16 protein-coding genes are annotated in these 21,461 nt (G+C 72.0%); 4 read left to right on the top strand and 12 right to left on the bottom strand.

All coding sequences use genetic code 11. The features are described 5' to 3' along the window. Nucleotides 1-122: 122 nt before the first annotated feature. From ACWEVS_RS20945 to ACWEVS_RS20935, 3 genes are read left to right on the top strand one after another with little or no spacing between them, the layout of a single operon-like run. Complete coding sequence (locus ACWEVS_RS20945) at nt 123-2,102, top strand: serine/threonine-protein kinase (protein WP_452552856.1); 1,980 nt, start codon at nt 123-125, stop codon at nt 2,100-2,102. Between the two features lie 9 nt (nt 2,103-2,111). Then, a complete protein-coding gene (locus ACWEVS_RS20940; RefSeq protein WP_452552854.1) occupies nt 2,112-3,839 on the top strand; it encodes a protein kinase domain-containing protein in 1,728 nt (575 codons plus the stop codon). Nucleotides 3,840-3,870: 31 nt separating this feature from the next. Then, on the top strand, nt 3,871-5,361 hold the full coding sequence (locus ACWEVS_RS20935; protein WP_452552852.1) for a serine/threonine-protein kinase: 1,491 nt from the start codon (nt 3,871-3,873) through the stop codon (nt 5,359-5,361). Here the strand turns inward: ACWEVS_RS20935 and ACWEVS_RS20930 are convergent. The 3 genes from ACWEVS_RS20930 to ACWEVS_RS20920 are packed head-to-tail and all read right to left on the bottom strand — an operon-like array spanning nt 5,358 to nt 7,229. Beyond that, entirely contained in the window at nt 5,358-6,287 is a 930-nt protein-coding gene (locus tag ACWEVS_RS20930) for an RluA family pseudouridine synthase (RefSeq protein ID WP_354910362.1), read from the bottom strand. The genes ACWEVS_RS20935 and ACWEVS_RS20930 overlap by 4 nt on opposite strands. Next, nucleotides 6,280-6,780: a signal peptidase II gene (gene lspA, locus ACWEVS_RS20925; RefSeq protein WP_452552851.1), complete on the bottom strand. Its 501-nt coding sequence runs from the start codon at nt 6,778-6,780 to the stop codon at nt 6,280-6,282. Before lspA ends, ACWEVS_RS20930 begins: the two co-directional genes overlap by 8 nt. Nucleotides 6,781-6,839: 59 nt before the next feature. Then, the gene (locus ACWEVS_RS20920) at nt 6,840-7,229 is read right to left on the bottom strand and encodes a TraR/DksA family transcriptional regulator (protein WP_449920982.1); all 390 of its coding nucleotides are present in this window, start codon (nt 7,227-7,229) and stop codon (nt 6,840-6,842) included. A 429-nt stretch (nt 7,230-7,658) separates the two neighbouring features. Between ACWEVS_RS20920 and ileS the strand changes: the two genes are divergently transcribed. After that, the gene (gene ileS, locus ACWEVS_RS20915) at nt 7,659-10,805 is read left to right on the top strand and encodes an isoleucine--tRNA ligase (protein ID WP_452552849.1); all 3,147 of its coding nucleotides are present in this window, start codon (nt 7,659-7,661) and stop codon (nt 10,803-10,805) included. Nucleotides 10,806-11,765: 960 nt separating this feature from the next. On the opposite strand, the gene ACWEVS_RS20910 is transcribed toward ileS, so the two are convergent. The 9 genes from ACWEVS_RS20910 to murG form a co-directional block, all read right to left on the bottom strand. Next, on the bottom strand, nt 11,766-13,796 hold the full coding sequence (locus tag ACWEVS_RS20910) for a hypothetical protein (protein ID WP_452552847.1): 2,031 nt from the start codon (nt 13,794-13,796) through the stop codon (nt 11,766-11,768). A gap of 57 nt (nt 13,797-13,853) precedes the next feature. Next, on the bottom strand, nt 13,854-14,726 hold the full coding sequence (locus tag ACWEVS_RS20905) for a DivIVA domain-containing protein (protein ID WP_354910351.1): 873 nt from the start codon (nt 14,724-14,726) through the stop codon (nt 13,854-13,856). Between the two features lie 55 nt (nt 14,727-14,781). Further along, a complete protein-coding gene (locus tag ACWEVS_RS20900) occupies nt 14,782-15,066 on the bottom strand; it encodes a YggT family protein (RefSeq protein WP_183659086.1) in 285 nt (94 codons plus the stop codon). Between the two features lie 80 nt (nt 15,067-15,146). Beyond that, nucleotides 15,147-15,650, bottom strand: a complete 504-nt coding sequence (locus ACWEVS_RS20895) for a cell division protein SepF (protein ID WP_449920989.1) — start codon at nt 15,648-15,650, stop codon at nt 15,147-15,149. Between the two features lie 157 nt (nt 15,651-15,807). Then, nucleotides 15,808-16,509, bottom strand: coding sequence for a YggS family pyridoxal phosphate-dependent enzyme (locus tag ACWEVS_RS20890; protein WP_449920992.1), 702 nt, complete (start codon nt 16,507-16,509; stop codon nt 15,808-15,810). A 159-nt stretch (nt 16,510-16,668) separates the two neighbouring features. Continuing rightward, the gene (gene ftsZ / locus ACWEVS_RS20885; RefSeq protein ID WP_452415695.1) at nt 16,669-18,120 is read right to left on the bottom strand and encodes a cell division protein FtsZ; all 1,452 of its coding nucleotides are present in this window, start codon (nt 18,118-18,120) and stop codon (nt 16,669-16,671) included. 192 nt (nt 18,121-18,312) lie between these two features. After that, the gene (locus ACWEVS_RS20880) at nt 18,313-18,975 is read right to left on the bottom strand and encodes a cell division protein FtsQ/DivIB (RefSeq protein WP_354910345.1); all 663 of its coding nucleotides are present in this window, start codon (nt 18,973-18,975) and stop codon (nt 18,313-18,315) included. Then, nucleotides 18,972-20,378, bottom strand: a complete 1,407-nt coding sequence (gene murC / locus ACWEVS_RS20875) for a UDP-N-acetylmuramate--L-alanine ligase (protein ID WP_354910343.1) — start codon at nt 20,376-20,378, stop codon at nt 18,972-18,974. The genes ACWEVS_RS20880 and murC overlap by 4 nt, the downstream gene beginning before the upstream one ends. Beyond that, complete coding sequence (gene murG, locus ACWEVS_RS20870; protein ID WP_449920999.1) at nt 20,375-21,460, bottom strand: undecaprenyldiphospho-muramoylpentapeptide beta-N-acetylglucosaminyltransferase; 1,086 nt, start codon at nt 21,458-21,460, stop codon at nt 20,375-20,377. Before murG ends, murC begins: the two co-directional genes overlap by 4 nt. Nucleotide 21,461: the final 1 nt, after the last annotated feature.

Here is a 21,461-nt window from a genome sequence, read left to right as displayed (position 1 = left end):
CCCTCCGGGAGCCGGCTCGATAAACGTGTAGCGAGGAGTCATGGATCTAAGACTACACGGGTCGCTGCTACCCGATCCCTATGGGAGTATTTCTAGGCTTAGAAGGGGGTTTGAGGCCGTTGATGTCGGATGGACAGCAGCACGCCGGACGCCGCGTCGCCGGCCGGTACCACCTGAAGGAGCCCATCGGGCGCGGCGGCATGGGCATCGTCTGGCGCGCCCATGACGAGCTGCTCGACCGCGAGGTCGCGGTCAAGGAGGTCCGCTACGCGGCCGTGCTGGGCGACGAGGTGCAGCTGCTCAACCGGCGCACCATGCGCGAGGCGCGCGCGGCGGCCCGGTTCACCCATCCGAACGTGATCGTCGTCCACGACGTGATCGAGGAGGACGACCGGCCGTGGATCGTCATGCAGCTGGTCCCCTCCCGCTCGCTGGGCCAGGCGATCAAGACCGAGGGGCCGCTCCCGCCCCGGCGGGTGGCTGAGATCGGCCTGGCCGTCCTGGAGGCGCTCAAGGGCGCCCACGACGCAGGAGTCCTGCACCGCGACGTCAAGCCCGAGAACGTGCTGCTGGCCGAGGACGGCAGGGTCGTCCTGACCGACTTCGGCATCGCCACGCTGGAGACCGAGACCGCGCTGACCATGACGGGCCTGGCCGGCACGCCCGCGTTCATCGCGCCCGAGCGGCTCAAGGGCCTGCCCGCCCGGCGAGAGTCGGACCTGTGGTCGCTGGGCGCCACGCTCTACACCGCGGTCGAGGGCAAGGCCCCGCACGAGCGCGGCATGGCGATGGCGACCATGATGGCGGTGCTCAACGACGACCCCGCGCCCGCCGCCAAGGCAGGGCCGCTCGAGCCGGTCCTGGACGGCCTGCTGGCCAAGGAGCCGGTCCAGCGGCTGTCCGTCGACGAGACGGCCAGGATGCTGCGCAGGATCATCGAGCAGACCCCGAACGAGACCGTCAGGGTCGCGCGCCCGCCCGCCGTACCCGACGTGGACGACACCCCCACCGACCCCAGCCTGCCCGCTATCGAGCCGCCCGCCAGAGCCAAACCCGCCGCCGCGAAGTCTTCCCCGCCCAAGACCGCGCGGGACAGGACGGCCACGAACAGGCCGGCCGCGCCCAAGCGCCCCGCACCGGCCGGCTCCGGCGCGGCCGCCGCCAGGACCGGATCTGCGCCAGCCAAGGCGGGGACACCCACCGCCAAGCCCGCCAGGCCCACGGCGCACACCGCGCCCACCGGCTCCGCCACGTCCGCCAGGGCCGCCGGTGCCGCCGGGTCCGCCGGGGCCGCGCCCGAGGCTCCCCCGCCCACCGCGGCGCTGCCGGCCGCGTCCGACTCGCCGGCCGAGCTGTTCGAGACGGGCATGCGCCTGCCCGAGACGCCCACGGTCGTCCCCGAGCCGGCGACGCCGGCCCGCCGCGTGCTCCCTTTCGTCGCCGTGGCCATCGCCATCCTGGTCGTCGGCGGTGTGGCCGGCCTGCTCGGGCTGCGCTCCGCCGAGAACGAATCCCCCCGCACCTCGCAGGAGCCGGCCCAGAAGGTGACCACCACGGTCACCGCGACGGCGACGACGACCACCGCCGCCGCGCCCTCGGCGGCGGCGACCCCGCCTGCCACCCCTGCCCCGACGCCCTCGGCCACCGCGGAGGCGCTTCCGGAGGGCTGGCGGATGTACAAGGACGAGGAGATGGGCTTCTCGATCGGCATGCCCCCCGAGTGGAAGAGCTACCAGCGCAAGGGCAACCAGGTCTACTTCCGCGGACCGGGCGCCTCGTCCAACTCCTACGTCATGATCGAGGAGGCGACCAACCCCGGCGACGATCCCCTGGGCGACTGGAAGAAGCAGGAGCCGAGCGCCAAGTACAACTTCGGCGGCTACAAGCTGCTCCGCATCAAGAAGGTCGACTACATGAAGGCCGCGGCCGACTGGGAGTTCACCTGGAACACCAACACCGGCAAGACCAGGGTGCGCAACCGCGGCTTCGTCACCGACAACGGCCGCGGCTACGCGATCTACTGGCACACCCTTGACGAGAACTGGAAGCGTGACCTGCGTTTCTTCGACGCCTTCGCGGCGAGTTTCAAACCCGCCAAGTAGGCTTCGGTGGTGCGAGTCGGCAACAGGTACCGCCTGATCGAACCCATCGGCGAGGGCGGGATGGGCATCGTGTGGCGCGCCTACGACGACCTGCTCGACCGGACGGTGGCGATCAAGGAGGTCCGCTACACCGGGATCGGCGAGCAGAAACGCGCACAGCTCAACGAGCGCACCATCAGGGAGGCGCGCGCGGCGGGCCGGCTCGACCATCCCAACGTGATCGTCATCCACGACGTGATCGAGGAGGACGGCCGGCCCTGGATCGTGATGCAGCTGGTGCGCTCGCGGTCGCTTGCCGAGGTGATCAGGCAGCGGGGTCCGCTGCCCGTGCCGGAGGCGGCCAGGGTCGGCGGCGCCGTGCTCGGCGCGCTGCGGGCCGCGCACGCGGCCGGCGTGCTGCACCGCGACGTCAAACCGGAGAACGTGCTGCTGGCCGAGGACGGCCGGGTGGTGCTGACCGACTTCGGCATCGCCGCCGTCGACGCCGAGGCGGGCCTGACCGCCACCGGCAACCTGGTCGGCACGCCCGCCTACATGCCCCCGGAGCGGCTCAACGGCCTGCCCGCCACCCCGGCCTCCGACCTGTGGTCGCTGGGCGCCATGCTGCACACGGCGGTGGAGGGCGACGCGCCGTACCGGCGGGACTCGTGGGCGGCGACGGTGGCGGCGGTCCTGCGTGACCCGCCCGAGCCGCCGCGCCTGGCCGGCCCGCTCACTCCCGTGATCACGGGGCTGCTGCGACGTGACCCTGCGGCGCGGATGGGCGCCCATGAGGTGGCCGCGAGGCTCGCGGCGCTGGAGCCCCCCGCCCGGCCGCCGGGACTGGAGCCCGCCGCGCCGTACGGCCTGCACCCCGCCGGACCGCAGAGCCTCCACCCCGCCGGACCGCAGGACGGCCAGCCCGCCGGACCGCAGGACGTCAACCCCGCCGGGCCGCGGGGCGTCCAGCCCGCCATGCAGCGGGGGCTCGAGAACGCCGCCGGGCCGCCCGCGACCCGGCCGCCCGCCACGCTCACCGAGCCCGGGACCGGGCAGGCCGGCCACGCGCCGCGCACCCCTCCGGCGGCCCGCGACGCCGCCACGACCACGCGGCCGGCCAGGCGGCGCTCGCCGCTGCTGTGGGCCGTCCCGAGCGCCGTGCTGGCCGCCGCGCTGGCCGGTGGCGGCGTCTGGCTGGCGATGCGGCCCGACGCTTCACCCCCCTCACCCACCGCGCGCCCCACGCCGACCAGCGGTACGCCGACCTCCTCCAGCACTCCCTCCGCCACCGGCAGTCCGTCGGCCGGCCCCGGCTGGCGCGAGCTGACCAGCAAGCTGGGCCGCTTCTCCGTCTCGGTGCCCGCCGGGTGGACCGCGAAGAAGACCCCCGGCCGCGACAGCGTGAGCGTGACGGGTCCCGGCGCTCCCGGCACGCTGATCATCGAGTGGACCGAGGCGGACGACCCGGTGCGCGACCCCGTCGAGGCATGGCAGCGCCTGGAGAAGGAGATCCGCGCCAAGGGGCAGTTCGCGGGCTACCGGCGACTGGACATCCGGCCGCTCACCTACCTCGGGGTGTCCGCCGCCGACTGGGAGTTCACCAGGATCAGGGACGGCGAGACCATCCACGTGGTCAACCGCGGGTTCAGGCTCGAGGACGGCCGGCCGTACGCGATCTACTGGGAGACGCCGGAGGCTTCGTGGCGGAAGGGCCTGGCGTTCTTCGACACGTTCGTGAAGACCTTCCAGCCCACGTGAGCTCCGGCAATTACGGGGTAGTCCGTCCTTCATGTCCGAATCCTCGGAGATCATCGGCGGACGCTATCGCCTCCTCAAGACCATCGGCCGCGGCGGCATGGGGACGGTGTGGCAGGCCCACGACGAGGTCCTCGGCCGCGACGTGGCGGTCAAGGAGGTGGTGCCGCCGCCTGATCTGCCGGGGCCGGAGCGCGAGGTCTTCACGGTGCGCACCCTGCGCGAGGCCAGGGCCGCCGGCAGGGTCGCCCATCCAGGAGTGGCCACCGTCTACGACGTGGTCGAGGACGCGGGCCACCCCTGGATCGTGATGGAGCTGGTCCGCTCGCGCACGCTGGGCGCCATGGTGCGCGACGCGGGGCCGCTCGAGCCCGCCAGGGTGGCGGCCATCGGGGTGGAGCTCCTGGGGGCGCTGCGGGCCGCGCACGCGGTGGGCGTGCTGCACCGCGACGTCAAACCGGACAACGTGCTGCTGGCCGAGGACGGCAGGGCGGTGCTGACCGACTTCGGCATCGCCACCACCGAGGACGACGTCCCCGTGACCAGGACGGGGGTCCTGGTCGGCACCCCGGCCTACATCGCGCCCGAGCGGGCCGCCGGCGGCTCCGCGCTTCCCGCCTCGGATCTGTGGTCGCTGGGGGTCACGCTCTACACGGTCGTGGAGGGGCACTCGCCCTTCCAGCGCGGCCACCCGCTGGCCACGATGGCGGCCGTCATGCACGAGGAGCCGCTGCCGATGTCGACGGCGGGGCCACTGGCTCCGGTGATCTCCGGGCTGCTGCGCAAGGACCCGGCCGAGCGGATGGGCCTGGACGAGGCCGAGCGGCGCATGCGCATGATCGTGCTGGGCATCGCGCCCGAGTCGACCGCGCCGGTCGCGATGGCGGCGGACATGATGGCGGCGGACACGGCCTCGCGGCCGGCCGTACCGGCTGTCACGCGGGCCGGAGCGGGCCAGGGCGGCCGCTTGCCCGCCCGGCGCCGGCCCCCGCTGGTCGCGCTCGCCGCGGCGGCGGTCGCGGTGGCGCTGGCCGCCGGCGGGATGGCCTGGATGTCGAGCCGTGACCCCGGCCCCCAACGGCAGCAGCCGAAGCCGGCCTCCGTGCCGCTCATCGTCTCCACGCCCACGGCGACCGCCGCGCCGGTGCCGGCGCCCGCGCGGACCCGCTCGGTGTCAGAGGACCGCCGGAGCACGGGCACCTACGACGAGCGGCGGGACCCGCCCGCCACGAGCGACGCCTCGCCCGAGGCGCCGCCCGACAGCCGCTCCAGCCCGTCCGACGCCGACCGGCCGTCACCGACGAAGTCGAAGGAGAAGACCTCCGCGCCACCCGCCGAGACGCGGACGCAGGAGCCGTCGGACAGCGCTCCCGGCCAGGTGGAGCCCGACGAGGGCCTGGGCGGCATGGCCCGCAGGACCCAGGACAGGGGTCACGCCAAGGACAGGAGCACGACCAAGGACGGCGCCAAGGCCACTGACAAGACCACTGACAAGGCAAAGGACAAGGACAGGGACAGGGCCTAGGACTCCGCCCGCACGGTGTCGAGCGCCTTCTGCAGGTCGTCGGGGTAGTCGCTGCTGAAGGACATCCACTCGCCGCTCGACGGGTGCTCGAAGCCGAGCGAGACCGCGTGCAGCCACTGCCTGGTCATCCCGAGCCGGGCCGCGAGCGTGGGGTCGGCGCCGTACAGCAGGTCGCCGACGCACGGGTGGCGCAGCGCGGCCATGTGGACGCGGATCTGGTGGGTGCGCCCCGTCTCCAGCTTGATGTCGAGCAGCGACGCCGCCCTGAACGCCTCGACGGTGTCGTAGTGGGTCACCGACGGCTTGCCGCCGGCCACCACCGCGAACCTGCCGTCGCCCGACGGGTGGCGGTCGATGGGCGCGTCGACCGTGCCCCTGAAGGGGTCGGGGTGGCCCTGCACCAGCGCGTGGTAGCGCTTGTCGACGGTGCGCTCCTTGAAGGCGCGCTTGAGCACGGAGTAGGCGTGCTCGCTCTTGGCCACGACCATCGCGCCGGTGGTGTTGGCGTCGAGGCGGTGCACGATGCCCTGGCGTTCGGCCGCGCCGCTGGTGGCCACCCGGTGGCCGGTGCCGAGCAGGCCGCCGATCACCGTCGGGCCCGTCCAGCCCACGGTGGGATGGGCGGCGACGCCGATCGGCTTGTTGACCACGACGATGTCGTCGTCCTCGTAGATGATCGTCATGCCGGGGACGGGCTCGGCCACGGGCATGGGCGTGGTCGGCGGGGGCGGCAGCGTGACGTCGAGCCACGCGCCGGCGTGCACCCGGTCGGACTTGGCGGCCGTGGCGCCGTCGACCAGGACGTCGCCCGAGCCGATCAGTTCGGCGGCCCGGGTGCGGGAGAAGCCGAACAGCCGCGACAGGGCCGCGTCGAGGCGTTCTCCTTCGAGCCCGTCGGGGACGGGCAGGCTGCGCTGTTCAGCCATTCTTGCCGGACACCTCCCTGGTGCCGTCGATCTGGTAGCCGCGCCAGGCCAGGAAGACCGCCAGGATGCCGCCGCACACGATCATCGAGTCGGCGACGTTCCAGACGGGGAAGTACCCGGGGAAGGTCTCGATGAAGTCGACCACGTGGCCCTGCAGCTGGCCGGCGGCGGGACGGCCGAAGCCGGCGGGGTAGCGCAGCAGCCGGTCGGTGAGGTTGCCGAGCGCCCCGCCGAGCAGCATGCCCAGCGTGATCGCCCACGGCAGGCTGCGCAGCTTGCGCGCGGTGCGCAGGATGGCGATGACCACGCCGGAGGCGACGAGGGTGAAGACGAAGGTCATCCCGGTGCCGATGCTGAAGGCGGCCCCCGAGTTGAAGATGACCCTGAACTGCAGCAGGTCGGGGATGATCACCAGCGGCGGGCCGCCTTCCAGCGACCGCAGCACCAGCGTCTTGGTGAGCAGGTCGAGGGCGTAGATCACGACCGCGATCAACGCGAGAAGGCCGATCAGGCGTCGCCCGACCGGCCTTCCGCTCGTCTCACCATCGGCCTTCAGCGGCGCTCCTCCCGCTGCTTGCACGACACGCACAGCGTCGCCCTCGGGAACGCCTGCAGGCGTTCCTTGCCGATCGGCTTGTGGCACGATTCGCACACTCCATAGGTTCCGGCGTCGATCCTGGCGATCGCACGTTCGTTCTGCGCGACCAGGTCGCGTGTGTTCAGGGTAAGGGCGATCTCGCGTTCGCGCTCATAGGTCTTGGCCCCGGCGTCGGCCTGGTCGTCACCGGCGCCCTGCGTCACATCTCCAGAGGCGATCTCGGACTCGTGCCGCAGGATGTCCGCCTCGAGATCGGCGATCTCCTGCGCGAGCGCCTCGCGCACCTCGGCCAGCTCCTCTGCCGACCACATCGCAGGGGTCGCGGTCTGCGTGACTGCCGCCATGGCTGCCTCCATGCTGATCAAGGCTCAAACGGTGCGGGCAGCATAGGCCGTCGATAACGACCCGGCAAACGACCCGCCGTACGGATTACCCCTCCCGTACTATCCCGCCTCGACCAATCAACTCCTCACCATAAGCATCCATTCCCGGTTCTTTGTCGCCATTTGCTGCGCTGCACAAACGGGAAGCAGGCAGCCTCCACTCTGCGTTATGGTTTTAGCCTGCGAGGCGTTGACGGAGCCCTGTGGTCCACATCACAGGGGCATCACTCCCGAGCCGCCGGAAGAACGGCTCGCCAGAGCTCACTAGAACCGGCAGCAGACCAAATGAAGTGGGTCCCTGCGGGGGTCAAGAGGGGTGGTACCGCGGAGCCGTACGGCTTCGTCCCTTCACACCGTCACCGAGCCTGACACGTGGAGGTCCCGCCCGAGATGTCCCACTATTTCCGCTCTCTACCCGCGCAGGTCGACCTGCCCGCGCTCGAGCGTGAGGTCCTCGACCGGTGGCGGGACGGGAAGATCTTCGAGCGCTCCGTCGAGCAGAACGAAGGCGCCCCCACCTGGGTCTTCTACGAGGGCCCGCCCACCGCCAACGGCCTGCCGGGCGTCCACCACGTCGAGGCGCGCGTCTTCAAGGACCTCTTCCCCCGGTACAAGACCATGCGTGGCTTCAGCGTGCCCCGCAAGGCCGGATGGGACTGCCACGGCCTGCCCGTCGAGGTGGGCATCGAGAAGGAACTCGGCCTCACGGGCAAGAAGGACATCGAGGCGTACGGCATCGCCGAGTTCAACGCCAAGTGCCGCGAGTCGGTGCTGCGCCACGTCGACGCCTTCGAAGAGCTGACCGAGCGGATGGGCTACTGGATCGACCTGTCCACGGCCTACCGCACGATGGACCCCGACTACGTCGAGTCCGTCTGGTGGTCGCTCAAGGTCATCTTCGACAAGGGCCTGCTGTTCCGCGACTTCCGCATCACGCCGTACTGCCCGCGCTGCGGCACCGGCCTGTCCGACCACGAGCTGGGCCAGCCCGGCGGCTACGAGACGATCTCCTCCCCGTCGGTCTACGTCAGGATGCCCGTCACCTCCGGCCCGCTGGCCGAGCTGAACGCCTCCCTGCTGATCTGGACCACCACGCCGTGGACGCTGGTGTCCAACACGGCGGTGGCCGTTCACCCCGAGGTGACCTACGTCGCCGCCCGCACCGCCGACGGCGAGGTGCTGGTCGTCGCCGAGCCGCTGCTGGCGCAGGTGCTCGGCGAGGGCTACACCGAGGTCGCCCGCTTCAGCGGGCGCGAGCTGGAGCGCACGTCCTACTCCCGGCCGTTCGACCTGGTCGACATCCCCGGTGCGCACTACGTCGTGCTCGGCGACTACGTGACCGTCGAGGACGGCACCGGCCTGGTCCACCAGGCGCCCGCCTTCGGCGCCGACGACATGACCGTCTGCAAGACGTACGGCATGCCGATCGTCAACCCGATCGGCCCCGACGGCCGCTTCCTGCCCGACGTCCCCATGGTGGGCGGCCGGTTCTTCAAGGACGCCGACGAGGAGCTCACCGCCGACCTGCGCGCCCGCGGCCTGCTGTTCCGCGGCGGCCACTTCGAGCACAGCTACCCGCACTGCTGGCGCTGCCACACCGCGCTGCTCTACTACGCCCTGCCCGCCTGGTACATCCGCACCACCGCGGTCAAGGACCGGATGCTCGAGGAGAACGAGAAGACCAACTGGTTCCCCGAGACCATCAAGTGGGGCCGCTTCGGCGAGTGGCTGCGCAACAACGTCGACTGGTCGCTGTCGCGCTCCCGCTACTGGGGCACGCCGCTCCCCCTGTGGGTGTGCTCGGCCGACGAGTCGCACGTCACCTGCGTCGGCTCGCTCGAGGAGCTGGGCTCGTACGCGGGGCAGGAGCTGTCGGCCCTCGACCCGCACCGCCCCTTCGTCGACGACATCACCTTCGCCTGCCCCACCTGCGGTGCCGAGGCGCGCAGGGTGCCCGACGTGATCGACGCCTGGTACGACTCGGGCTCGATGCCGTTCGCCCAGTGGGGCGCCAAGGGCAAGCCGGAGGGCGTCTACCCGGCCCAGTTCATCTGCGAGGCGACCGACCAGACCCGCGGCTGGTTCTACTCGCTGATGGCGGTCGGCACGCTGGTCTTCGACCAGTCCTCCTACGAGAACGTGCTCTGCCTCGGCCTCATCCTGGCCGAGGACGGCCGCAAGATGAGCAAGCACCTGGGCAACGTGCTGGAGCCCATCCCGCTGATGGACCAGCACGGCGCCGACGCCCTGCGCTGGTTCATGGCCGCCTCCGGCTCGCCGTGGGCGGCGCGCCGCGTCGGCCACCACGCGCTGGAGGAGATCGTCAGGAAGGTCCTGCTGACCTACTGGAACACCGCCTCCTTCTTCACCCTGTACGCCAACGCCGAGTCGTGGTCGCCCGCGCTGGCCGCCGAGGCGCCGCCCGTCGCCGAGCGCCCGCTCATCGACAGGTGGGCGCTGGCCGAGCTGCACCGGACGGTCGCCGAGGTGTCGGCCGCGCTCGACTCCTTCGACACCGTACGGGCCGGCCGCAGGCTCGCCGACTTCCTCGACGACCTGTCCAACTGGTACGTCAGGCGCTCGCGCCGCCGCTTCTGGCAGGGCTCGCGCGAGGCGTTCGCCACGCTGTACGAGTGCCTGGAGACCGTCACCAGGCTCATGGCGCCGATCACCCCGTTCATCACCGACTACCTGTGGGACGTGCTGCGCGGCGTCGACGCGCCGTCGTCTGTCCACCTGGCCGGCTGGCCGCAGGTGAAGGACGACCTGCTCGACCCCGAGCTGTCGGCCCAGATGGCGCTGGTGCGCCGGCTGGTCGAGCTGGGCCGCTCGGCCCGCGCCACCTCGGGCGTCAAGACGCGGCAGCCGCTCGGCAGGGCCCTCGTGGGCGCGCCGGGCTGGGCGGGGCTCACCGCCGAGCTGCGCGACCTGATCGCCGACGAGCTGAACGTGCAGGCGCTGGAAGACCTGTCCGGCTTCAGCTCGGACCTGGTGTCCTTCACCGTCAAGCCCAACTTCAGGGCGCTCGGCAAGCGGTTCGGCTCGCAGACCAAGCTGGTCGCCGCGGCCGTCTCGGCCGCCGACCCCGCCACGCTGGCGGCCTCGCTCCGCTCCGGGTCGGCCGTCTCGGTCGAGGCGGGCGAGCTCGGCGCGGTGTCGCTCACGGCGGACGAGGTGATCGTCACCGAGCAGCCCAAGTCGGGCTGGGCCGTGGAGACCGGCGCGGTCGACACCGGCACCGGCGAGACGGTCGCGCTCGACCTGACCATCACCGATGAACTGCGCAGGGCCGGACTGATCCGCGAGGTGATCCGCCTGGTCCAGGACGCCCGCAAGTCCACGGGGCTGTCCATCACCGACCGGATCGAGCTGTGGTGGGCGGCCTCGTCGCCCGAGCTGGCCGAGGCGCTGCGCGCGGACGGCTCGCAGGTCGCCGAGGAGGTCCTCGCCACCAGCCTGGCCGAGGGGCAGATCGACGGCCTGCCCGTCCTGTCCGACGCCGACCTGGGGCTGACCTTCCAGCTGCGGCGCGCCTGACAAGTAAGGAGAGCGCGGCCCCCTCTCCCGGGGGCCGCGCTCTTCGCATTCCCGTGACCCCACCCGTCCGCGAACCCCGACCCCGGGGTCCGGTGTCCACCCGACCACGAAACCCGACCCCAGATCCCACCCGACCACGAACGCGACCCCGGAGTTCCGCCCGATCACGAACCTCGACCCGGGGTCCACCCGGCCACGAAACGGGACCTCAGGTCCCACCCGACCACGGAACCGACGCCGGGGTCCACCCGTCCGCGAAGACCGATCCCAGGTACGGCCAGCCTGCCCGACCCGCGTTGATCGTCCGGCACGGCCCGCCACCGGGTGGCACGACCCTTTCGGCCGGCCATGCTGATCGCCTGACACGGTGGCCCTCAGAACTGGCGCCGACCGCCGCTCCCGTTCTGAGGCGATTCCGCTCCCGGCGGGCCCGTCCCGTCCCGGTCACGTCCCCGCACCCGGCGCCCCTTGCCCGCATCCCACCCCACGCCGGATCGCCCCGGCTCACCGCGTTCTCACCGCGTCGCACCTGAAGAGGGGCCCGCACTCGGTATCCGGCATCCACTAATGTCCGGCATCCAGAGTCAGACAACCGGCATCCGACATCCGACATCCGACACCCGGCATCCGACACCCGGCATCCGACACCCGGCGTCCGGCGTCCGGTATCCAGCTCCAGGCACCCGACATCCGGCGTCAGGCACCGGGCGTCGGGCACTGGGCGCCAGGTATCTGACGTCAGGCACCGGCCGTCAGGCACCGGCCGTCAGGCACCGGGCGCCCGACATCCGGCGTCCGGCTCTGCCCGGCATCTGGCATATGGCAACCGGCATATGGCAACTGGCAGCCGACCCCCGGTAGCCGGTATCGGGGCGAGCCTGGCTCGTCCTGTCCAGGAAACGGCGCCGCCGCCCGGGGAAGGTCCCGCGGGCGGCGGCGCGAAGGCGTCTCAGGCCGGGATCAGCCGACGGTCTGGTGCTCGTGCATGCACACCGAGCACGGGGTGAGGCCCTTCGCCTCGGCCTCCGCGCGCGGCATCGACAGCACGCCACTCGCCTCGGCGGCCCGCACCAGCGGGCAGGAGGAGTTGTGGAAGCGCTTGGTGCCGCCGATCACCTTGACGATGCCGGGCCGGTCGAGCCTGACGGTGTCGTTCGCGCTCTCGCCCTTCTCGGCGCCGCCTGCCGTACCGGGGGCGGGTGGGGTGGGACCGGAGGCGACCGGAGGCCCGGCGCGCCCGGGTGCGGTCACCTCCGGCTCCACCGGCTCCTGGGCCATGGACTCGGGGCGGTCGAACCATCCTCCGCGGGAGGTCGCGGACTTGCCGCCGGGGCGCTCGGCCTCGGGCTCCGACTCCGGCTCAGGGCCGGAGGAGGCGGCACCGGCGGGCGGACACAGCCGCTGGGTCTGCTGGGTGGCGGTGTCCTCGTCGGCCGCCTGCTCCTCCTGGACGGCGGGCTTGCGCTGGGCGGAGCCTGGAACGCCCGCTACGAGCCTGCCCGGCATGGCCGGTGGCAGGGGAAGGCCACCCGGCGCCGTGTCGCGCTCGTCGTCCTCAGCCTCGGCTGGAGCACTCTGAGCGGCCTTCCCCGACGGCTGCGGACGGCCGGCGGCACCGGCCGCCTTGCCGTCGGCCGGCCCGGCCTTCTCGGCGGCACTCCCGACCTTGTCGGCGGACGTCTCAACCTTGTCGGCGGACGTCCCGACCTTGCCAGCGGGGGTCCCGACCTTCTCGGTGGGCGTCTTCGCCTTGCCCGGGGACGGCTCCTCATCGCCACCAGGGGCGAACTCCGCGCCACCGGACGTTCCGGGCTTGCCGGCCGACGTCGCGGGCCTGCCGCCGGGCGTCGCAGGCTTGCCGACCGACGCGGCGGGCTCGGCGCTCGCCGCCTCCGCCTTGCCGCCCGATGCCGCAGACGCGCCGTCCGACGCCGCAGAAGTGCCGCCGGAGGTCGCAGACGTGCCGCCGGAGGTCGCGGACGTGCCGTGCGAAGCCGTAGACGTGCTGTCCGAGGTCGCGGACGTGTCGTCCGAGGTCGTGGATCCGGCGGTGGGCGTCGCCTGCGTGCTCGCAGCGGTCTCCGGCGCGCCGGCGGAAGGGGTGCTCGTGGGCTTGGCACCGGCCGGACGGCCCTGTGGGCTGTCCTTGTCGTCGGTGGATGCCGGTGCGCCGGGCCCGCCCGCTGGGGGGCGAGAGCCGGTCTGCGCCGCGCTCTCACGCTCGCGGGCCGGAGCGGCCTCGGCCGGCGAGGCGGCTTCGACGGGTGAGGCGGCGCCGGCAGGTGAGACGGCTCCGGCAGGTGAAGCGGCTCCGGCGGGCGGAGCGGAGGAGGCGGGACGGCCTGCGGGCGCGGTGTCCCTGGGACCCTGGGCGGCCGTGTAGGGGGCGCGACCGGCGGGCTGGCCCTGCCGCGGCTCGGCGGCAGGTGGTACCTGCCGCCCTCCGAGCGCGGCGTCGGGCAGGCACGTCGTGCAGGGCGTGAAGCCCTCCTCGCGTGCCTCCTCGAAGGTGAGTTCTTCGTACTCCCGCCCGGCCAGCTGGCGGCAACCGGCCACGTGGTAGCGCTTGCGACCGGGAATCACCAGCACGATCGCGTCGGGCGAGATCCCTCTCGGCGCTCCCGCCGCGGGCCGGGGCGGCGCCCCGGGGGCGGTCGCCGGCCGCGGCCCCATCCCCGAGGGGACGGGCGATGCGGGGGTGAGCGGCCTGGGGGGCTGCTGGTGCGGCATCGTGGGCGCCGTGGCCGCCCCCGCGGGCGTGATCGCCGTGGGGGTGACCATCGGGGCGTTCGCCTGCGGAGTCTTCGCCCCGGCACCACCGCCGCCGGGGAAGAGCTCGTGACGCCGCAGGAACGCCCCGATCACGAGGAAGAGCGCGGACAGCACGCTGACCACGATCGACCACATGATCAGGAACGGTTCAGCCATGATGAAGCCCGCGATCAGCAACACGACCGCAGCGAGCACCAGACCAGCGCTGATGAGGATCACAGGGGGCTCTTTCGAGTGACGGACCAGAAGCGAACCTGACCCGTTACCTTACCGGCGTTAGCGACGGTCGTTGTGCGGTCCGTCGGCGCCCTGGAAGGCACCCTGGTGCTGCGACTGGTCGCCGCCGAACGGGCTGGGCGCGCCGGGCAGGGGCTGCTGTCCGCCCTGCGGGACCGCGTGGGTCATGGCGGGGGCGCCACCCATCGGGCCGCTGGGGATGACGGGGAAGCCGCCGCTGCCGCCCTCCGCGGAGACGGTCAGCTCGGCGAGCTGGTTCTCCAGGTAGAGCTTGAGCCTGCTGCGGTACTCGCGCTCGAAGCTGCGCAGCTCCTCGACCTTGCGCTCGAGCTCGTCACGGGTCTGCACGAGGGAACCCATCGCCTGGCGGTGCCGCTCCTGGGCGTCGCGCTCGAGCGTCTCGGCGCGGGCGCGGGCGTCGCCGATGACCTGCTCGGCCTGGCGGCGGGCCTTGGTGAGGATGTCGTCGGCCTCGCGGCGGGCGCGGGTGACGGTCTCGTCGGCCTCGCGGCGCGCGTCGGCGATCGCCTGGTCGGCGGTCTGCTGCGCGAGGGCGAGCACGCGGGCCGCGGTGTCCATGTTGTCCTCGGCGGGAGGCATGCTCATGGCCACGGGAACCGGCTGCGGCGGCGGCGGAGCCTGCATGGGCTCCGGCTGCGGGGGCGCCATCATCTCCGGCTTGGGCTGCTCCTGCACGGGGGCGGAGGCCATCGGCATGTTCATGCCGCCGGGCACCTTGCCACGCAGGCACTCGGCCAGCTTGGCGCGGAGCTCCTCGTTCTCTTGGATCAGGCGGTCAAGCTCAGCCTCGACCTCGTCGAGGAAGGCATCCACCTCTTCCTCGTCGTAGCCCGGCCGCAGCCGGGTGGTACTGAATTGCTTGTTCCGCACATCAGCGGGCGTCAGCGGCATCTTTTTGGTCTCCTTGGCGCGCTTGGAGTCTGTCCGGAGGGACGGTACCCGATCACTACAGCGCGGACACGAGTTGGATCATGACCAAGACCACAATGAAAAGCACTGTGAAGCTTAGGTCAAAGGCCACCGTACCCAACCGGAGGGGAGGAATGAAACGGCGGAGAAACTTGAGAGGTGGGTCGGTTGCGGTGTATGTGGCCTCGGCGAGCACCAGGACGAATCCCGATGGACGCCACTGCCGGGCGAACGCCTGCACCGTCTCAAAGATCATTCTGCCGATGAGCAACACCAGATACAGAGACAGGACAACGACCAAGATCTCGCCTACGATCCCCACGGTCCGGCCGCGCCTCCACTTCTAGGTGCCCCTCCCGGCCTCGGTGAGACCAGGGTCGGGTCGATAGACATACACAGACTCTAACTCTGGTTGAAGAACCCGCGTTCCGCGATTCGGGCCTTGTCCTCGGCGGTCACCTCGACATTGGCTGGGGACAACAGGAACACCTTGTTGGTAACACGTTCGATGCTCCCGTGTAGGCCAAAGACCAGACCTGCCGCGAAATCGACAAGCCGCTTGGCGTCGGAGTCAACCATCTCGGTCAGGTTCATGATGACGGGAGTGCCGTCGCGGAAGTGCTCGCCGATGGTGCGCGCCTCGTTGTAGGTGCGCGGGTGGAGCGTGGTGATGCGCGCCAGATCGGTCGTGCGGCGCTCCAGGACAGTCGTGGCCGGCCGGGGCGCGGGCACACCGGGGTCGGAGTCGTCGTCACGGTCGTGGGAGGCCGCCGGACGGTCCTGCTCGGTCCGGCGCGACTCCTCCTCGTACTCGTAGTCGTCGTCGGTGTAGGTCTCGTACCTCTCGTAGCGGTCGTCCTCCACGAGACCGAGGTAGACCGCCATCTTGCGCATCGCGCCGGCCATCGCTACGTCGTCCTCCTGCTCATGGTCGCACTCGCTCGGGCCTTCCGCCGGGGTGCGTGTCGGCGGCCGGGCCGAGGCGGTAGCCGTACCCCCTTGGAGCTCACCGCTGATCGACCTCTACTTCTGCCGCGGACCTCACGATCCGCTGGAGGGGACATTACCTGACGAAGGGCTTGCGACGACCGAGCAACGCCGTACCGACGCGCACGTGTGTCGCGCCGTGCGCGATTGCCTGCGCCAGATCGCCGCTCATCCCCGCCGAGATTATGGTCGCACCAGGATGCCCGGCCTGTACGGCCAGTGCCAGTTCCCGCAGCCGGGCGAACGACTTGCCCGGTTCCTCCCCCAGCGGGGCGACGGCCATGACGCCGCCGAGCCTGAGCCCGTCGGTGGCCGCGATCTCGTCGGCCAGTGCCGGCACGTCGACGGGGCGGACCCCGCCCCGGTCAGGATCGTCGTCAAGGGCGACCTGCACCAGGCAGCCGATCCGCCTGCCCGCCCTGACGGCCTCGCGCCCGAGCGCGGCGACCAGCCGCGAGCGGTCGACGGAGTGGACCACGTCGGCGTACCCGGCCACCGAGCGCACCTTGTTGGTCTGCAGCTGGCCGACAAAGTGCCAGGTCAACGGCAGGTCGGCGCACTCGCGGGCCTTGAGGGAGGCCTCCTGGTCGCGGTTCTCCCCGATCTCCCGCACGCCGAGCCCAGCCAGGATCCTGACGTCGGCGGCGGGGTAGGTCTTGGTGACCGCGATGAGCGTGACCTCGTCACGGGCGCGACCGGCGGCCGCACAGGCCTCGGCGATGCGCGCCTCGACCTCCGCCAGGCCCGCCGCTATCTGCGATGTGCGTGTTACGTCCACAAGGCATCCATCGTGCACCGTTCCTACCGTTCCCGCGAACCGGGGTCAGGGCCGGCGAGTCGTCGCCGGCTCCGAACGCACCGAACCCCCACCGCGACGGCCCATGAGCCTCGCAGCGGGGGTGTGATCCCCTCCCCCGGCCTCACCGGGTGAGGAATCTCACTTCAGGAAGTCGGGTACGTCCAGCTCTTCCTCTTGCTCCTCGAAGACCACCCTGGGCCGCCTGGGCGGCTCCGACATGCGGGAGGAGATCGGGGTCGGCGGGTTGGTCACCTCGGGCGCGGGGCGCGGGATCGACACCGGCGGAGGCGGCTCCTCCTCCGGCGCGACGACCGCCGGGGGCGGCGGCGTCTCCACCGCGCGCACCGGCTCGGGGCGCGGCTCCGGCCTCGGCTCGGGACGGATCTCGGCACGCGGCTCGGGACGGGGCTCCGCACGCAGCTCGGGCCGCAGGTCGGAGCGCGGCTCGGCGCGCAGCTCGGGCCGCGGGGGCTCGGGCCTGACCTCGACGCGGGGCTCGACGCGCGGCGGCTCGGCCTTCACGCTCGGCGCCGGGGCGGGCGCGGGCCGTACGGGGGCCGAGACGGCGGGCGCGGCCTGGGACGTGCCGGCCGCGGGCCTGGGCTGCTGGCGGGTCTGCTGCAGCATGGGCTTGTCGGCCGGGGCCAGCTCGTCGAAGCCCGCGGCGATGACGGTGACGCGCACCTCGTCGCCGAGCGCGTCGTCGATGACCGTGCCGAAGATGATGTTGGCGTCGGGCGCGGCGGCGTTCGAGACCAGCTGGGCCGCCTCGTTGATCTCGAACAGGCCCAGGTCGGACCCGCCCGCGATCGACAGCAGCACGCCGTGGGCGCCGTCGATGGAGGCCTCCAGCAGCGGGCTGGAGACGGCCATCTCGGCGGCGGCCACCGAGCGGTCGTCGCCGCGCGCGTGGCCGATGCCCATCAGCGCCGAGCCCGCTCCGGACATGACCGACTTCACGTCGGCGAAGTCGAGGTTGATCAGACCGGGCGTGGTGATCAGGTCGGTGATGCCCTGGACACCCGACAGCAGCACCTGGTCGGCCGCCTTGAAGGCGTCCAGCACGCTGACCTGCCGGTCGGAGATCGACAGCAGCCTGTCGTTGGGGATCACGATGAGGGTGTCGACCTCGTCGCGCAGGGTCTCGATGCCCGCCTCGGCCTGCATGGCGCGGCGGCGGCCCTCGAAGCTGAAGGGCCTGGTGACCACACCGATGGTCAGCGCGCCGAGGGAGCGCGCGATGTTGGCGACGACGGGGGCGCCGCCGGTGCCCGTGCCGCCGCCCTCGCCGGCCGTGACGAAGACCATGTCGGCCCCCTTGAGGACCTCCTCGATCTCCTCACGGTGGTCCTCGGCCGCCTTGCGGCCCACATCCGGGTTGGCGCCGGCCCCGAGGCCGCGCGTGAGCTCCCTGCCCACGTCGAGTTTGACGTCGGCGTCACTCATCAGCAGCGCCTGGGCGTCGGTGTTTATCGCGATGAACTCGACGCCCTTGAGTCCCTCCTCGATCATCCGGTTGACGGCGTTGACTCCGCCGCCGCCGATGCCGACGACCTTGATGACCGCGAGGTAGTTCTGCGGTGCTGCCACGACGAGGGGCCTTTCCGCTCGTTGACTTGCCATTTCAGCTGTTCGAAAAACTCTCAACCTCAAGTTGAGATTCAGATTTATGTCAACCTGAGGATTGATACGGACAGTAGGAGTCGCCTACCGGGCGGGTCAACTAACCGCGCCGCAAGGCCGTCCGGCGTGTCGCGCGCTGTCCCATTCGCGACCACCATCTCATTTCATCGACACCACGTCGGGCGAACTGACGTCATACACCGTCGCCGTGCGCCGGAGCAGCGTTTCGAGCACCCGGACCTTGTCCGCGATCCGGTCGGCGCCGCCCCAGACGACCGTGCGGCCGTTGGTCAGCCGGAAGGAGATGCCCTCGGGCGACGTGGCCCGCACCTCGTCGATGCGCGCCAGCAGGCTGTCGGGCAACTCCCCGATCACCTTGATCGCCGCCACGGTCGAGGGGTCGGCGGGACCTGGCCGGTCCACCCGCAGGACGGGCAGCTGGGGCGGGGCGATCACGCGCACCTCGGTCACGAAGCCCTTGCGGTCGATCAGCGCCGCCTTGCCGCCGTACGGCACGACGGCGACGGGCCGGCGCTCGACCACCTCGATGGTGAGCGTGCTCGGCCACATCCGCTCGACCTTCGCCGAGGCCAGCTGCCTGATCTGCAGCACCCTGCCCTGGACCGCGTCGAGGTCGACGGTGGCCAGCGGATGCAGCTCGGCGACCGCGGCCTGTTTCCTGATCTGGTCGGCGGGGACTGTGAGATTTCCCACGATCTCCACCGACCGTACGCCCAGGACCGGCGAGAAGAACACCAGCCACACCGTCGAGCCCACCACGCCCGCGGTGAGCAACGCCACGAACGCCTGACGCGCTCTCACCTGGCTGACAGCTCCGCCACGATCCTCGGGCCGAGTTCGGTCACGTCGCCCGCGCCCATCGTGAGCACCACGTCGCCGGGCCTGGCCAGCGCGGCCACCAGGGCGGGCACGGCGGCCTTGTCGGGGGCGTAGGTCACGCTGCCCTCGGGCAACGGCACCCGGGAGGCCACCATGGCCCCTGAGACGCCGGGCTCGGGGTCTTCGCGCGCTCCGTAGACGTCGAGCACCACGGCCTGGTCCGCCAGGCCGAGCGCCACGCCGAACTCGTCGGCGAAGAACCTGGTGCGCGAGTAGAGGTGCGGCTGGAAGACCGCGATCACCCTGCCGTCGCCGGAGTAGGAGGCGACCACGTCATGCGCGGCGCGCAGGTCGGCGACCAGCTCGGTCGGATGGTGGGCGTAGCTGTCGAAGACGGCCACGCCGCCGGCCTCGCCCTTGGCCTCGAAGCGCCGCTTGGCCCCTGTGAAGGCCGACAGGCCCATTCTGATGTCCTCGAACGGCAGGCCCAGCTCGTCGGCCACGGCGATGACCGACGCGGCGTTGAGCGCGTTGTGGGCGCCCGGGACCGACAACCTGACCTCGCCCCTGCCTGCGACCTCAAAGACGACGCCGAAGCCGTCGGGGCGCACGCCGGTGATCCGGTAGTCGGCGTCGCCCGCCACGCCGTAGGTGACCACCTTGAGGCCCGCCTGGCGTGCCGGCTCGGCCAGCGCCGCGGCGCCCGGGTCGTCGACGCACAGCACCAGCGTGCGGCGCACCCGCTCGACGAAGCGGGCGAAGCTGTCGTGGACCGCCCGCGGGTCGCCGTAGTTGTCGAGATGGTCGGCCTCGACGTTGGTGACGACCGCGATGTCGGGGGCGAGCATGAGGAAGGAGCCGTCGCTCTCGTCGGCCTCGGCCACGAACACCTCGCCCGACCCCTCGTCGGCGCCGAGGCCCGTGGTGACGAGCTGGCCGCCCACGCAGTAGGAGGGGTCGGCGCCGCACTTCTGCAACGCGACCGTGAGCATCGAGGTCGTGGTGGTCTTGCCGTGGGTGCCCGCGATGGCCACGCCGGAGCGCCCGGCCATGACCGAGGCGAGCGCGGCGGCCCTCGGGATGATCCGCACGCCCTGCTTGATCGCCTCGCCGAGCTCGGGGTTGGAGTCGCGGATGGCGGTGGAGACCACGACGGTGTCGACGTTCTTGATGTGGGAGGCGGCGTGGCCGATGTGGACGGTGGCGCCCAGCTCACGCAGCTCCGTCACCAGCTCCGAGCTGCGCGCGTCGCTGCCGGAGACGCTGACGCCGCGCTTGAGCAGGATGCGGGCGATCCCCGACATGCCCGCGCCGCCGATGCCGATGAAGTGGACCCTGCCGAGGTCTTCGGCGGCCACCGGGTCGACCAGCCGCACCAGGTTCATGAGCGGCCTCCCGCGATCTCGAGCACCTTGCGGGCCAGGGCGACGTCGGCGTCCCTTCGCCCCATCGAGGCGGCGGCCTCCGACATCGTGGCGACCCGCTCGGGGTCGCGGAGGATGGGCAGCACGTTCTGGATGATCCAATCAGGTGAAAGGTCGGAGTCGTCGATCATGAGGCCGCCGCCCCCCTGCACGATCGGGGTGGCGTTGAGCTGCTGCTCGCCGTTGCCGTGCGGCAGCGGAACGTAGGCGGCCGGCAGCCCGACGGCGGTCAGCTCGGCGCAGGTGAGCGCGCCGCTCCTGCAGAGCGCGAAGTCGGCGGCGGCGTAGGCGAGGTCCATGCGGTCGACGTAGGGCAGCACGACGTACTGCGGGTCGCCCGGCGGAGGCTCCTCCTCCAGGGCGTTCTTCGGGCCCAGCACGTGCAGCACCTGCACGCCGGCCCGGCGCAGGGTGGGACCGGCCGCCAGCGCCGCCTGGTTGAGCGAGCGGGCGCCCTGCGAGCCGCCGAAGACCAGCAGCGTCGGCAGGTCGGTGCGCAGCCCGAACCACGAGCGGGCCTTGTCGCCCATGGAGAGCCGGTCGAGCTCGACGATCTGCCGGCGCAGCGGGATGCCGATGTACTCGGCCTTGGCCATGGTGCTCTGGGTGTGGCCCGTGAAGACGTGGTCGGTCAGCCGCGCGCCCAGCCGGTTGGCCAGGCCGGGGCGCGCGTTGGCCTCGTGGACCACGATCGGCAGCCCGCGCCGCCTGGCCGCCAGGTAGGCGGGGGTGGCCACGTAGCCGCCGAAGCCGACCAGGATGTCGGCCTGGACCTTGTCCATGACACCGGCGGCCGCGTTGATGGCGCCCGCCAGCCGTCCAGGGACGGTCAGCAGCTGCGGGGTCAGCGCCCTCGGGAGTGGTACGGCCGGCACCAGCTGCAGGTCGTAACCCCTGGCCGGGACGAGCGTGGTCTCCAGGCCCCGCTCCGTGCCGAGACAGGTGACGCCGACGCCGGGCACGAGCCTGCGCAGCGCGTCACCCAGGGCCAGAGCCGGCTCGATGTGGCCGGCCGTCCCGCCACCGGCGAGGACCACCCTCATG

The organism is Nonomuraea sp. NPDC003754, assembly GCF_053605785.1.
Note: the sequence above shows the minus strand (reverse complement) of the source record. Positions and strands in the feature narration are given on the sequence as shown.

Coding starts and splice junctions, on each gene's coding strand:
- ACWEVS_RS20930 (WP_354910362.1), bottom strand. CDS start 6,287: ATGGCTGAACAGCGCAGCCTGCCCGTCCCCGACGGGCTCGAAGGAGAA.
- ACWEVS_RS20920 (WP_449920982.1), bottom strand. CDS start 7,229: ATGGCGGCAGTCACGCAGACCGCGACCCCTGCGATGTGGTCGGCAGAG.
- ACWEVS_RS20905 (WP_354910351.1), bottom strand. CDS start 14,726: ATGCCGCTGACGCCCGCTGATGTGCGGAACAAGCAATTCAGTACCACC.
- murG (WP_449920999.1), bottom strand. CDS start 21,460: ATGAGGGTGGTCCTCGCCGGTGGCGGGACGGCCGGCCACATCGAGCCG.
- murC (WP_354910343.1), bottom strand. CDS start 20,378: ATGAACCTGGTGCGGCTGGTCGACCCGGTGGCCGCCGAAGACCTCGGC.
- ACWEVS_RS20895 (WP_449920989.1), bottom strand. CDS start 15,650: ATGGCCGGCGCGATGCGCAAGATGGCGGTCTACCTCGGTCTCGTGGAG.
- ACWEVS_RS20945 (WP_452552856.1), top strand. CDS start 123: ATGTCGGATGGACAGCAGCACGCCGGACGCCGCGTCGCCGGCCGGTAC.
- ACWEVS_RS20935 (WP_452552852.1), top strand. CDS start 3,871: ATGTCCGAATCCTCGGAGATCATCGGCGGACGCTATCGCCTCCTCAAG.
- ileS (WP_452552849.1), top strand. CDS start 7,659: ATGTCCCACTATTTCCGCTCTCTACCCGCGCAGGTCGACCTGCCCGCG.